The organism is Streptomyces sp. NPDC039465, from assembly GCF_055639315.1.
The window spans coordinates 499,795-513,540 of record NZ_JBVKAP010000005.1 but is presented as its reverse complement, the minus strand read 5'-3'; the positions used below and the strand labels follow the sequence as shown (position 1 = coordinate 513,540).

General features: G+C 70.2%; 13 protein-coding genes. 8 read left to right on the top strand and 5 right to left on the bottom strand.

Going from position 1 to position 13,746, the window contains the following annotated elements; genetic code table 11:
* Positions 1–26: 26 nt before the first annotated feature.
* From ACZ7LT_RS20335 to ACZ7LT_RS20315, 5 genes are all read right to left on the bottom strand, one after another.
* Positions 27–401, bottom strand: a complete 375-nt coding sequence (locus tag ACZ7LT_RS20335; RefSeq protein WP_471237424.1) for a TadE/TadG family type IV pilus assembly protein — start codon at positions 399–401, stop codon at positions 27–29.
* Between the two features lies 1 nt (position 402).
* The gene (locus tag ACZ7LT_RS20330) at positions 403–759 is read right to left on the bottom strand and encodes a TadE/TadG family type IV pilus assembly protein (protein WP_471237423.1); all 357 of its coding nucleotides are present in this window, start codon (positions 757–759) and stop codon (positions 403–405) included.
* 231 nt (positions 760–990) lie between these two features.
* A complete protein-coding gene (locus ACZ7LT_RS20325) occupies positions 991–2,253 on the bottom strand; it encodes an AAA family ATPase (protein ID WP_471237422.1) in 1,263 nt (420 codons plus the stop codon).
* Between the two features lie 7 nt (positions 2,254–2,260).
* On the bottom strand, positions 2,261–2,968 hold the full coding sequence (cpaB, locus tag ACZ7LT_RS20320) for a Flp pilus assembly protein CpaB (protein WP_189204102.1): 708 nt from the start codon (positions 2,966–2,968) through the stop codon (positions 2,261–2,263).
* 87 nt (positions 2,969–3,055) lie between these two features.
* On the bottom strand, positions 3,056–3,910 hold the full coding sequence (locus ACZ7LT_RS20315; RefSeq protein ID WP_471237421.1) for a hypothetical protein: 855 nt from the start codon (positions 3,908–3,910) through the stop codon (positions 3,056–3,058).
* A gap of 496 nt (positions 3,911–4,406) precedes the next feature.
* Between ACZ7LT_RS20315 and ACZ7LT_RS20310 the strand changes: the two genes are divergently transcribed.
* The 8 genes from ACZ7LT_RS20310 to ACZ7LT_RS20275 all read left to right on the top strand — a co-directional run bounded on the left by ACZ7LT_RS20310 (position 4,407) and on the right by ACZ7LT_RS20275 (position 13,743).
* Entirely contained in the window at positions 4,407–5,960 is a 1,554-nt protein-coding gene (locus ACZ7LT_RS20310; protein WP_471237420.1) for a hypothetical protein, read from the top strand.
* Between the two features lie 46 nt (positions 5,961–6,006).
* Positions 6,007–6,579 carry a hypothetical protein gene (locus tag ACZ7LT_RS20305; RefSeq protein WP_471237419.1) on the top strand — a complete coding sequence of 191 codons (573 nt, stop codon included), beginning with the start codon at positions 6,007–6,009 and terminating at the stop codon, positions 6,577–6,579.
* Positions 6,580–6,581: 2 nt separating this feature from the next.
* On the top strand, positions 6,582–7,004 hold the full coding sequence (locus tag ACZ7LT_RS20300; protein ID WP_471237418.1) for a DUF3592 domain-containing protein: 423 nt from the start codon (positions 6,582–6,584) through the stop codon (positions 7,002–7,004).
* Between the two features lie 36 nt (positions 7,005–7,040).
* Positions 7,041–7,490, top strand: a complete 450-nt coding sequence (locus ACZ7LT_RS20295) for a hypothetical protein (protein WP_471237417.1) — start codon at positions 7,041–7,043, stop codon at positions 7,488–7,490.
* 173 nt (positions 7,491–7,663) lie between these two features.
* On the top strand, positions 7,664–9,388 hold the full coding sequence (locus ACZ7LT_RS20290; protein WP_471237416.1) for a chitinase: 1,725 nt from the start codon (positions 7,664–7,666) through the stop codon (positions 9,386–9,388).
* A gap of 150 nt (positions 9,389–9,538) precedes the next feature.
* Positions 9,539–10,888, top strand: a complete 1,350-nt coding sequence (locus ACZ7LT_RS20285; protein WP_471237415.1) for a M14 family metallopeptidase — start codon at positions 9,539–9,541, stop codon at positions 10,886–10,888.
* 117 nt (positions 10,889–11,005) lie between these two features.
* Positions 11,006–12,982: a serine/threonine-protein kinase gene (locus tag ACZ7LT_RS20280; RefSeq protein WP_471237414.1), complete on the top strand. Its 1,977-nt coding sequence runs from the start codon at positions 11,006–11,008 to the stop codon at positions 12,980–12,982.
* Positions 12,964–13,743 carry a hypothetical protein gene (locus tag ACZ7LT_RS20275; protein WP_471237413.1) on the top strand — a complete coding sequence of 260 codons (780 nt, stop codon included), beginning with the start codon at positions 12,964–12,966 and terminating at the stop codon, positions 13,741–13,743. Before ACZ7LT_RS20280 ends, ACZ7LT_RS20275 begins: the two co-directional genes overlap by 19 nt.
* Positions 13,744–13,746 lie beyond the last annotated feature (3 nt).

The following is a 13,746-nucleotide window of genomic DNA, read 5'->3' as shown; positions in this document are numbered from 1 at the left end:
GGGTCGGCTCGGTCGGCGCGGTCGGCCTAGTCGGTGGGGAGGGTCGCGGTTCTCGCCACGTCCCCCGGTTCGAAGCCGGGGATCACCGAGGGGATCCGTACGGTCGCCTCCGCCTCCACCTCGTCTCCTCCCCACGGCTGCTCCACGCGTACGTCGACATCGAGCCAGTCGCTCACCGCTTCCTCACCGGCCCGCTTCGGCGACATGTCCGTCCCGTCGTGGGTGGCGGTACGGGCCGCCACCCGGGCCGCCGTCCCGGCCTGCTGGGCGGCGTAGGCGGCGAGGCCCATCTGTACGCCGACCAGAGCGAGGAGCAGCAGGATGGGGAGGAAGCCGAGGTATTCGACGGCGACCTGCCCGCGGTCCCCGCCGCGCCGCGCCCGCTTCTTCGGCCCGCTCATGTCAGTACCTCTCTTCCAGTACGGCGGAGGCCTCCGCCGTGACCGTGAAGGGGAAGTCGATGGCGCCGGGGAAGAGCACGGGGACCCGCAGGGCGACGGTGGCGTCGACCATGTGGTCGGCCCCGTCGGTGGTGCAGTCGGCCACGTCGTGGCGGATCCAGGAGGCGGGGAGCTTGTCGCGGGCCGACTCCTCGCAGGTCGCCTGCCGGTAGGTGGCGTGGGTGAGGGCGGCGTCGCGGGCGGCCTCGTCGGCGGCGTTGCCGGCCAGCGTGAAGGTGTACCCGACCAGCACGAACTGCCACAGCAGGACGAGCGTCAGCAGGATCAGCGGGACGGTACCGAGGAACTCGACGGCCACCTGACCGCGGTCCCGCCGCGCCGCTCGGCGTACGGACTCGTGCGGCGCCGCTCGGCGTACGAGCTCCCGACGTGCCCCTTGGCATACGGACCCGTGCCGTGCCGCTCGGCGTACGGACTCGTGCCGCACCCCCCTGCGTACGGACTCACGCCAGGCAGGGCGCCGTGCGCGGTCCCGCCCTGTCTCTCGGCGTATGCCCTCCGCTGCTGCCATCCCCCGATGCCCCATGGGTCAGCTCGCCCCCTCGTTCCTCGACGGGCGTCGGCGGAATCCCACGGAGCCCCGGTCGTTGCGCGCCTTTCCCTGCTTCTCCGGGCCCGCCGGTGCCTTCACCAGTCCGAGCTCGCCCGCCAGTCCCCACAGTGCCTGCTTCACCGTGGACTTGGCGTCCAGTTCATGCATCCTCCCCGCGTCCACCACACCCTGGAGTTCCTTGAAGGCGGCGGGGATCGCGATGCCGGCCATGCGGGTGCCGGTGATCTTCTGGATCAGCGGCGGCTGGATCTCGGTCGAGCGGTTGTAGCGGTTGACGAGGGTGAGGGTCTCCTCCGCCTTGCGGATCTGGAGGCGGTCCCACATCCGGACGATGCGCTTGGCCGCGCGGACCGCGACGACGTCGGGGGTGGTGACCAGCAGCGCGATGTCGGCCATTTCGACGGCGGCGGCGTTGGCGCCGTTCATCTGGGTGCCGCAGTCGACGACGACGATCTCGTAGCGGGAGCGCAGGGCGCTGATGATCTGGCGTACGGACCGCTCGGAGACCTCTTCGCCGCGTTCGCCCTCGCCGGGGGCGAGGAGCAGGGCCATGCCGGTCTCGTGGGTGAAGACGGCGTCCTGGAGCACGCGCGGGGATATGTCGGTGATGGCGGCCAGGTCGACGACGGAGCGGCGGAACTGTACGTCCAGGTAGGAGGCGACGTCGCCGGCCTGGAGGTCCAAGTCGGCGAGGGCGACGGTGCGGCCGGAGGTGCGGGCCGCGAGGGCGAGCTGGACGGCGGTGACGGTGGTGCCGACGCCGCCCTTGGCGCCGGTGACCGTGACGACCGTACCGCCGGGTCCGGTGAAGACGTCGGCGCCGGAGCCGAGGTGGCGGCGGACGCCGACGGACCATTGGGCGGCGGCCTGGACGCGGTGGGCGAGCTCCTCGTAGCTGAGGGGCAGGGCGGCGAGGCCGCGGGCGCCGGAGTCCATGGCGGCGGAGAAGAGGCCGGGGCTGGCGTCGGCGGTGATGAGCACGACCCCGACGGCGGGGAAGCGCAGGGCCACCTCCCGGATCAGTTCCAGCGCCGGGACCGGACCGATCCGCTCGTGGACCAGCACGACTTCGGGCAGCTCGTCGAGGGACTCCCCGGCCAGCCGGGCGAGGGTGTCGATGAGCTGGGTGGAGTCGGTGACCGGAGCCGCCGGCTCCGCGTCGGGCAGCTGGCTGAGCAGAGTGGTGACGGACCGGGCCGCGTCGGGGTCCCCGACGGCCGGGAGGATTCTGGTCGTCATCCCATCCTCACTTGTCCTTGTCGAGCGTGTACGTGCGGTCGCCCGGGCGGATGGTGGTGTCGCTGCCGGGGGCGACCAGCGCGAGGCGGACATGCTGGGCGAACGACTCGGCGTAGGCGACGCGCTGGGTGTTGAGGGTGTTGAGGGCGAAGGTGATCGGTACGGCTTCGGAGCCGCGGCCGCCCCGGTCGTCCTTGTCGGGGTTTAGGGCGGTGAGTTTGCCGACGTCGAGGACCTTGGCGTTGTTGACGATGATCTTCGACTGGGCGGGTTCGCCCTCGCGCTCGCCGGCGAAGGTGGCGTAGATGTTCACCGTCGCGCCGGGGGTGATCTTGCCGGCCACGCCGGTGGCGGCGTCGATCATGATGGCGATCTCCTGTTCGCCGGGCTGGAGGGCCGGGCGTTTGACGATCATGTCGTTCTGCAGGAGCGAGCCGGGTTGCAGCCGGGTGATGGCGATCTTGCCGTTGATGTCGGAGATATCCGTGACGGCGTTCTTCGAGAGCCAGCGCTTGGGCATCGTGATCTTCTCGAACTGGCCGGTGTTGAGCGCCGTGTAGGGCACCACTTCGCTCTTGACGCGGTACGCCGACACTTCGGGGCCGACCTTGGAGTTCGCGTCGCTGATCACCGAGAGCACACCGGCGAAGGCACCGAAGGCGCACAGGACGGACAGCAGCAGGAGTATGACGCCGCGGCGCTGGCGGGAGTTCATGGCCGTACAACCTCGATCGGATGCCGTGAGCGGACGGGGGACGTACAGGGCACGAGAGGGACGAGGGGGCGAGCGGTCGCCCCCTCCTTATGGGACACGGTCGGGGGGCGTGTGGTTCTCGGCCGTGGGGAGCGGCGCGGAGCAGAAGCCGCAGCGGTCGCCTATGAGTTCCATGCCGCACCAGTGGCATTTCTCGCGCCGTACGGAGGCAACCAGTTGGTAGAGGACGGAGATGTCCGGGAGGTAGGCGGCGAACTCCACCAGCTTGCCGGTGCCCCACCAGCGGGGTGAGTCGGCGGGGAGTGCCGCTTCCTGGATGCCCTGGACCTGCCACGCGGGGGCGAGGACGGTGGTGGGCCAGTCGGACTGCAACTGGCCTTTGGCCAGCAGGAGCTGGGTGGTGAACTCCGGTCCCGCGAGGGCTTCGGTGTCCGGGGCGATCTTGAGGAGCTGGGGGGTGGGGGCGGCGAGTACGGCGAACTGCGTGCCGGGCATCCAGCCCTTGAGGTGGGTCTTGAGGCTGACGGGTACGCGGTCGAGCCGGGCGACGGAGTTGAGGACGGCTCCCGCGTAGATGTAGTGGGAGAGCAGTCGGGCCGCGGAGGCGACGACGCCGGGGCTGAAGTCGCAGATGGAGAGCTGGCGCAACTGCCGTACGAGGACGGCGATCCCGAGCGGCGGGAGGCTGGACTTGAGCAGGGCGACCCGGTCGCTCTCCATGATGGAGCGGACGGCGTGCAGCCGCTGCTCAAGGGCGGGGTCGACCGATGACGGGCACACCACGACGACGTATCCGTGCTGCTCCAGCAGGATCTGCATGTCGGCCAGCGCGGATTCCAGGGGCTGGACGTCCGGCGCCCGGAACACGGCTGCTGTGGGTGTCTGTTGGTCGGTCGGCGGAAGCACCAGGTCAGCACTGGTGACCGCAATCGCTGTCGGCACTTCTGGTTCCCCGTCCACTCCGGTCTCCGGTACTCCGGTGACCGCAGATCGTGTACTGCGCAGTGCGGCTGCATCTGCACTTTAGCCACGACTTACTGGGCAGTGAACACCCAATCTTTGACCCCAGGAACCAACTTGAGCATCTTTCGCCATCAAAGTCGGACAGAGCGGGCGGCACCTTCGGTAAACATTCGATCCCCTTCGTGATCCATTCGAAAGGTGAAGGGGAAACGACCGCGGAATTGCGCCGGTGAATCACCCGGCGAAGGCGGTTCCCCGATGACGTTCATATGAATGCGGAATCACGCGTTCGGGTGGTTTAAAGGGTGCGGATCATTGGGGCCCGACCCAGGATGAGTTGGGCCCCGCAGTGGGCCCGAGGGCCCATGCCTCCTGCCGTACGCCTCACTAGGCTCGCCGCCGACCAGCGGCCACAGGGGCACCCGCCCCGGGGGTGGCCTTCGGGCTCGGCGGCAGTGACACGGAGGGCATCGGAATGACTGAGGGGGGCCGGATACCGCCGGCGCGGGGGCTGCTGCGGTCGGACCGGGGCGCCACCGCCACCGAGTACATGGGGACCGTCGTGGTGGCCGCCGCTGTCATCGGCGCGCTGACGACCACCGGCATCGGGGCGCAGATCGCCGGCAAGATCGCCGCCGAGATCTGCCGGCTCACCGGCGGCACCAACTGCGGCGGCGGGACCCAGGACACCGCCGCGCCACCCCAGGACGGCGATTTCGAGCCACCGCTCTGCCAGATCTCCGCGATCAGCGACAAGGCCGGCGCCAAGGCGAAGTTCCTGTTCATCGAATGGGGACAGGAGTACGGCTTCCAGGAGCAGCGTTTCAAGACGAAGACCGACATCAACAAGGACGGGGTGGTCAACGACAAGGACGAGCTCATCATGGTCACCTTCACCGATGCCGCGTCGCTCGGGGCGAAGAAGGACTTCTCCCCCAAGGCCAAGATAGGCAAGCTCGGCTCGGACAAGATCGAGCTGGGTGCCGGAATCAAGGTCACCAACGGAGACACCTGGGTCTTCGAGAGCGAGGACGAGGCCAAACGCTTCCGGGACGACATCGAGAAGCTCAAGATGTACGAGATCCGGCGCAAGTCCCCCGGCGGCGCCGAGGCCAGCGTCGGCGACAGCATCCTCTACTGGTTCGGCAAGGGTCCCCTCAAGGACGAGGAGGAGACCCGCAAGCGGATCGAGCGGGATCTCGGCAACAACCGGCAGATCAGCTACGGCAAGATCGGCGTCGAGGGATCGGTGGCCGGCGGCATCAAGATCTCGGCCGGGGACGACAAGAAGCTCAGCGCCACGCTGGGCGGCAACGCCAAGATCACCCCCGAGGTGACCTGGACCGACAACAAGTACAAGAACAACAAGTCCTACACCTACTCCGCCTCGATCGAGTACGGCACGAAGGTCGGCTACGAGGCGGGCGCGATCAACGGCGAGTCCTCCGCCAACACCACCCAGACCGGCACGATCACGGTCACCAAGGACAAGACCACCGGGAAGATCATCCGCATCGACATGATCCGGACCGTCGAGAAGGGCGCGACCAAGGACGGCGCCAAGGTCAAGGGCGACAACGGCAAGAAGGACGACGACAAGAAGGACGGCAGCGTCGGCGGGAAGGGCACCGACACCGAGACCGGTATCGACGTCTACACCAACACCGTCACCTTCCCCACCGGCCCCGAGGGCGACGCCGACCGCGCGGTCGCCGAGAAGTGGCTGGACGGCTACGGCGACAACACCGCGCCCTTCACCTACATGTTCGACGAGCACGCCCCCACCAAACGGCCGGGCGCCGACGACCCCTTCGGTCAGCTGCTCTTCGACAAGGGCAAGTCCAGCAAGACGCGGTACACCGGCACGACGGACGCGGCGGAGTACGGCTTCGATCTGAACCTCGGCCTCAGCCTCGGCTTCTCGGTGAGCACCGAGAAGAAGGAGGAAATGCTCAACGACGCGCAGTTCCTGGGCGCGCCCCGAGGCGACCAGCGGTCATATGTTCCGTACAGCTACTGTGCGAACTGATCCGGACGACCGTGCACGCCACCCGTACGACAGAAGTGGGGAAGCCATGATCATCAGGACCGGCCGGCGCGCCGCGGCGGCCGTCGGCGCCGCGCTCCTCGCGAGCGCCGTCCTCACCGGCTGCGGGGGCGAGGACGCCGCCACGGCCGTGGTGCCTCAGGGCTGGGGGGAGCTGCGGACGGCCGGGGTCGACGTCGCGTACCCCAAGGGGTTCAAGGAGCAGGGCGCGGGTGAGCGGAGCAAGTACAACGCCGCCGCGGCCACGCTCACCGAGGGGGGCCGGACCGTCGGCATGATCACGGTCCAGCTGGACTTCACCAACGCCGACTCGGCCGAGGAGGCGGCGATCGGGGCCGAGGCGGGGGTGCAGTTGGGCTCCACGATCGAGGGTACGAAGGACGTCGAGATCGCGGGGGCGGACGATGCCAAGCGGGTCGACTTCGCGTTCACCTCCAGCGGCAAGGAGAACACCCCGGTCGCCGGGACGCGGGTGCGCGGCACGATCGTGACCGGTCTCGACTCCAAGGACGTGACGTTCGCAGTGCGGATCGACGCCCAGAAGGGCGTCCTCGACGACGCCGACCTCCAGAAGATCATCGAGTCGATCGAGGTGCACTAGGGATGCGGGTCCCGGGCGGCGAGTACCTCCTCTACGGGTTCCTGGCGGCGTTCTTCGGGTTCATCGCGGTGAGGTACGCGCTGCGGCTGGCGACGGTGGTGCGGACGCTGCGCCGCGGGGTGCGCACCACCGGGGAGTGTGTGCGGATCCGCCGTCCGCACAGCGACTCCGACGCCCGGGAGTACCACTTCGCCTTCCGTACCGAGGACGGCAGGACCGTCGAGTTCGAGGACTTCGCCGGCTTTGCGATGCGCACCGGTACGGCCGTCACCGTCACCTACGATCCGGCGGCCCCGGAGCGTACGGCGACCATCGCGGGCCGGGGCAGCTGGTCGCCGGTGCTGTCGAGTACCGCGCTGGTCGCCGGATGCGGGCTCGGCTTCCTGGTCTTCACCACCGTGCTGCTCTACGAGATCTTCGGCTGATCCCCCTTCCCCCCACCTCGTACTCCAGGGATTTCCATGTCGTACTACGGACACCACCACTCGCCCGCCCGCCCCGCGGGGAAGCCGTTCTTCGCGCTGATGAAGGCGTGGGGGGCGGGCCTCGTGGTCCTGATGCTCACGTCGTACGTCCAGGTCGCCTATTTCTACGAGACGTTCGCGAGCCCGGAGCGTCTGGAGAGCTTCGGCGGTGTGATGTGGCTGGTCCATCTGCCGAACGCGGTGTGCATCGCGCTGTCGGTGTGGGTGGCCGCGCGGGTGCACGCGGAGCCGTACCGGGACTCGCCGGTGCAGCACATGAGTGCGGCGTTCGCGGTGCCGGTGGTCGCGCAGCTGGTGTCGTACGCGATCGCGGCGGGCCTGCCGTGGCGTGATCTGGGGGTGATGAGTGTGGCGATGTCGCTCGCGGTGCTGGTGGTGGGGTGTGCGGCGGGGTACGTCGGAGACCGGTTGCGCGCCGAGGAGTGAGTGACAAGAAGGCTGTTTCGGGCCAGGGCCTCCGCCGCGGCGGGGGCCCTTTCGCGTGCGGGCTTGCGTCAGAGGTCTTGACAACCCCATTGGTCTGGACCACCTTGTAGCCCCAGCGGTGGCCACCGTTCCCTCCCCCTCCACACCCCCAACTCCCCCACCGGAGGCCGTCAGTGGACCGCACCACACACACGCCCCACGCCCGCCCGCGCAGACGCGCGCACGCCCTGCTCGGCGGCGCCCTGGCCCTCGCCGTCGGGTCCGGGCTCGCCCTCGTCGGCGGCGCCGGGGTCGCGCGGGCCGCCGATGTGAACGTCGCCAAGAACGCCGGCTTCGAGGCCGGGCTGAGCAACTGGAGCTGTTCGGCGGGCAGCGGGACGGTCGTGTCCTCGCCCGTACGCACCGGCGCCGGCGCCCTCAAGGCGACCCCGGCCGGGCAGGACAATGCCCGGTGCGGCCAGGTCGTGACCGTGAAGCCGAGCTCGACGTACACGCTCAGCGCCTGGGTGCGCGGCGGGTACGCCTACCTCGGCGCGAGCGGCACGGGCACCACCGACGTGTCGACCTGGACGCCGGACAGCACCACCTGGAAGCAGCTGACCACCACGTTCACCACCGGCGCGAACACCACGTCGGTGACGGTGTACACGCACGGCTGGTACGGGCAGAGCGCGTACCACGTCGACGACGTGTCGGTCTTCGGGCCGGACGGGGGCGGCGGGCAGGACCCCGACCCGGTCGTGCCGCCCGCGCCCGCCGGGCTCGCGGTGGGCGCGGTCACCTCCTCGTCCGTCGCGCTGAGCTGGAACGGCGCGAGCGGCGCCACCGGCTACCACGTCTACCGCGACGGCACGAAGGTCCAGTCGGTGACCGGGACGTCGGCGACCGTGAGCGGGCTCGCCGCGGACACCGCGTACCAGTTCCAGGTCTCGTCGACCAACGCGGCCGGTGAGTCCGTGAAGTCGGCTGCGGTGAACGGGCGGACCAGCCCCGGCGGCCAGAACCCGAACCCGGCGGTGCCCCGGCACGCCCTGACCGGCTACTGGCAGAACTTCAACAACGGCGCCACCGTGCAGAAGCTGCGGGACGTGCAGGCGCAGTACGACATCATCGCCGTGTCGTTCGCCGACTCGACCGCGACGCCGGGCCAGATCGTCTTCAGCCTCGACCCGGCCGTCGGCTACGCCTCGGTCGCCGACTTCAAGGCGGACATCGCGGCGAAGAAGGCCGCCGGCAAGTCGGTGATCATTTCGGTGGGCGGCGAGAAGGGCAACGTCACCATCAACAGCGACGCCTCCGCGACGGCGTTCGCGAACAGCGCGTACGCCCTGATGCAGGAGTACGGCTTCAGCGGGGTCGACATCGACCTGGAGCACGGCATCAACTCCACGTACCTGACGAAGGCGCTGCGTCAGCTCTCCGCCAAGGCGGGGGCGGGGATGGTGCTCACGATGGCCCCGCAGACCATCGACATGCAGAACACCGGCACCGAGTACTTCAAGACGGCGCTGGCGGTCAAGGACATCCTCACGGTCGTCAACATGCAGTACTACAACAGCGGTTCGATGCTGGGCTGCGACGGCAAGGTGTACGCGCAGGGCTCGGTGGACTTCCTGACCGCGCTCGCCTGCATCCAGCTGGAGGGCGGCCTGGACGCCTCGCAGGTCGGGCTCGGGGTGCCCGCATCGACGCGGGGCGCGGGCAGCGGCTACGTCGACCCGTCGATCGTGAAGAACGCGCTCGACTGCCTGACCCGGGGGACGGGCTGCGGCTCCTTCAAGCCGTCGAAGACCTACCCGGCGCTGCGCGGCGCGATGACCTGGTCCACCAACTGGGACGCGACCGCCGGGAACGCCTGGTCCAACGCGGTCGGCCCGCACGTGCACAACCTCCCGTAGCGCTACGGGTGATGCGGTGGCGCCACCCCTGACCCGGGCGGCGCCACTGGCCGAACCACCCCTCTTGACCGGAGCATGCCAACGCCCCATCCTGTGGCGGAACCGCACCATCACGTCGCACACCCCCACACTCCCCACCCAGGAGACAGCATGCGACTACGCATCCGCGGAAGAAGGTCCGCCACCCTCGCGGCCCTTCTGGCGGTCGCCCTGGCGGCGCCGCTCTCCGCCACCGACTCCTCGGCCGGATCCGGTCCGGCCACGGCCGCGGCGAGCTCCGCCGCGGCCGCCGAGGAGACGATCCGGCAGTACGAGATCCACGGCCCGTCCACCCCGGCCGACCGTACCGCCGTCGCGGCCACCGGCGTCTCCGTCGACGAGGCCGACGACCACGCGATCGTCGTCAGCGCCAACGAAGCCCAGCTGCGCAAGCTCAAGGCCCTCGGCTACGCCCCCAAGGCGCTGCCCGCCCCGCCCGCCCGCACCGGCGGCGCGGGCGTGAAGCCCATGGACTTCCCGTCGGCCGACTCGCGCTACCACAACTACGCCGAGATGAACACGGAGATCAACCAGCGTCTCGCGCAGTACCCGAACATCATGAGCAAGCGGGTCATCGGCAAGACGTACCAGGGCCGGGACATCGTCGCCATCAAGATCAGCGACAACGTCGCCACCGACGAGAACGAGCCCGAGGTCCTCTTCACCCACCACCAGCACGCCCGTGAACACCTCACGGTCGAGATGGCGCTCTACCTGCTGCGGGAGTTCGGCGCGGGCTACGGCTCCGACAGCCGGATCACCAACGCCGTCAACAACCGCGAGATCTGGATCGTGCCGGACCTCAACCCGGACGGCGGCGAGTACGACATCGCCTCCGGCTCGTACCGCAGCTGGCGCAAGAACCGCCAGCCCAACACCGGCTCCAGCTACGTCGGTACGGACATGAACCGCAACTGGGACTACAAGTGGGGCTGCTGCGGCGGCTCCTCGGGCTCCTTCAGTTCCGAGACCTACCGCGGCAAGAACCCCGAGTCGGCCCCCGAGGTGAAGGTCGTCGCCGACTTCGTCCGCTCCCGGGTCGTCGGCGGAAAGCAGCAGATCAAGGCCGGCATCGACTTCCACACCTACAGCGAGCTGGTGCTCTGGCCGTTCGGGTACACCAACGCGGACACCGCGCCCGGCATGACCCAGGACGACCGCAACGCCTTCGCCGCCGTGGGCCAGAAGATGGCCGCCAGCAACGGCTACACCCCCGAGCAGTCCAGCGACCTCTACATCACCGACGGGTCGATCGACGACTGGCTGTGGGGCGCGCAGAAGATCTTCGGCTACACCTTCGAGATGTATCCGTCCGGCTGGGGCGGCGGCGGTTTCTACCCGCCCGACGAGGTGATCGAGCGCGAGACGAGCCGTAACCGCGACGCCGTGCTCCAGCTCGTGGAGAACGCCGACTGCATGTACCGCTCCATCGGCAAGGAACAGCAGTACTGCACCAGTTGATGTTCCGCGTGGGTCTCTCTGTCCCAGTTCCGTCCCGGACAGGGAGACCCATGGAACACCCGCCCACACCGTGGCACTGTGGTGACGCAGGAATGCTGCGGCAGGGGGAGGTGCGGCATGGCTGGGGCACGCGTGCAGCCGCTCGGCTCGGACGATCCGGAGCGGCTCGGTCAGTACCAACTGCTCGGCCGGCTGGGATCCGGCGGTATGGGCAGGGTCTATCTCGGACGGACCGGAGGCGGACGGCTCGTGGCCGTCAAGACCCTCCTCGCCGAAGGCGTCGTGTCGGACACCGACCGCCGCCGCTTCGCCCGCGAGGTGGCGCTCGCCCAGCGGGTCAACAGCACCTACACCGCCCGGGTCCTGGAGGCGGACGCGGCCGCCGAGCGCCCCTGGATGGCGATCGAGTACATCGCCGCCCCCTCGCTCGCCGAACTGGTCCGCACCGAAGGTGTGCTGCCCGCCTCGGCCGTACGGTGGGTGGCCGCCGGCACCGCCGAGGCGCTGGTCACCCTGCACCGCCAGGGGATCGTGCACCGCGACGTCAAACCGCAGAACATCCTGCTGCCGCTGGCCGGGCCCCGGCTGATCGACTTCGGCATCTCGCACGCCAGCGACATCACCCGCACCCAGCTCACCCTCGGCACGATCGCGTTCACCTCGCCCGAGCAGGCCCGCGGCGAGGAGTCCACGGCCGCCGCGGACGTCTACTCGCTCGGCGCGACCCTCTTCCATCTGGCGGTGGGCCGGCCGCCGTACCCGGAGGACGGCGACACCCTGCGGCTGCTGTCGCGGGTGCAGCGCGGCGAGCTGGACCTGACCGGCCTGCCCAAGGAACTCACCCCGCTGATCCGCCCCTGCCTCGCCGCCCGGCCCGAAGGCAGACCCAGCCCCGGCGACGTGCTCGACCAGTTCACCGCCTCCCTGTCCGGGCTGCCGCACTCCCCCGGCGGCGGCCGCTGGCTGCCGCCGCGCTGGACGGACCTGATCGGCGCGTACGCGACGCAGGGCCGCCAGTTCCAGAGCGGGCCCGGCACCGGCGGCCCCGAGGCGCTCACCGTCGACCAGCGCACCGGAGCCGTACCGCCGCCCGGCCCCACCCGGATGTACACGCAGGACCGGGCCCGCGCCGAGAGGGAACAGCGCGAGCAGCGCGAAAGGGAGCTGCGGGCCGAGCGGGAGCGGGCGGCGGCCCTCCTGGCCGACAGGGCCCGCCAGGCCCGCGAGGAGGCCGAGCGGGCCCGCGCCGCCCATGAGCGCGGCCGCGCCCGGGCGGGCTCGGCGCCTGGTCAGGGGTCGCCGCCGCGCACCCCGAGGCCCGTCCCGGTGCCGGCCCCGGCTCCGCCGCCCCAGTCCCCCAAGTCCGGGATCACCGGCGGCACGGTCCTCGCCGTCATCATCGGGATCGCCGTCATGCTCTACTTCCTCAACAACGGCTCCGACTCGGACGGTTCGAAGACCTCTGCCAGCTCAGGCGGCTCCGGGTACACCTCGTCCAGCGGATACACCACCTCCAGCGGCGGCTCGTCCTCAGGAGGCTCGTCCTCGGGCGGTTACCGCTACACCCCGCCGCCGAGCCCCACGCCCGACAGCACGGACCTGGCCTTCCGCAGCGTCGACACCGGCGACTGCCTCAACGTCTACGACGACGGCTACGGCCGCTGGTCCAGCTCCACCCCGCACGTCGTCGGCTGCGGCGCCGCCAACGCCTATCTCCGGGTGACCAGGGCGAGCGAGGGGGTCAACTTCGGCAGCTGCCCGACCGGCACGGGACGGCACTACTGGTACCACTCGGGATCGCGGTACTCCTTCGCCACCTCGCTGTGCGTGGAGCGGCAGTTCCACAAGGGCGAGTGCTTCGTCGCCAAACGCAACGGCACCACCATCAGCGACTCCCGGCTGATGGGCGTCTGGAGCTGCAACGCGACCAAGGTACCCTCCGGCTACAACACGATTCTGCAGATCACCGGCTACTACAAGGCGCAGAAGTCCTATCCGAACGGCTTCTGTTCCCGCAGCCGGGACGACCGCAACTACTACTGGTGGTACGAGGTCGACGGGGGAAGGAACGTCCTGTGCACGACGACGGTGTGACGCTCGCCGCGATACTGGTCGCGGCGGCCGTGGGCTCGCTCGCCTGGCTGGTACTGCGCCGCTTCCAGGCCCTCGCGGCCGCCCGCCGCCCGGGCGTGGCCGCCGACTCCCCGTACGCCCCGGAGTCCGCCGAACCCCTGCTCGTCGCCCAGCTCATGGCCGGTCCGCCGCGGGTCGCGCTGACCCGGCTCTACCAGCTGCACGCCGCCGGATCGCCGCCCGGCAAGAAGGTGAAGATGTCGGCCCTCGCGACCGCGAAGGAGACCGACGCCCTCGATCTGCGGCTGGTCGAACACGGTCTGCTGGGCCCCGCCCGGCCGCTGCTGCGCTGGAGGTTCGCCTGGCGGCTGCACATCGTCCTGTGCGCCGTGTGTGCCTTCCTCGGCACCGGGCTGTACGAGGAGCGCGGCGGCGCCGCCTGGCTCAACCCGCTCTCGTACACGGCGCTCGGGCTGCTCCTCGCCGGGCTCGTGCTCGCCCCCCGGGGCCGTCTGCCCGTGGTCGGGCGGCGGACCCCGGCGGCCGACGCGCTGCTCGCGCGGCTGGGCGAGATCCACGGCCCGGTCACCGAATCCTCCTGGGCCGACGAGGCGGCCTGCGGGCTGCACGCCGACCCTGGCGGCATGCGGGTGGCGCTGTACGGCACGGCCGGGATCCGCAACGAACGGCTGCGCCGCGAGGTCCGCAAGGCCCGTGACCGCAGCTCCTCTTCGGGCGGCGGCTGCGGCGGGGGTGGCTGCGGCGGCGGCTGCGGCGGCTGAGCG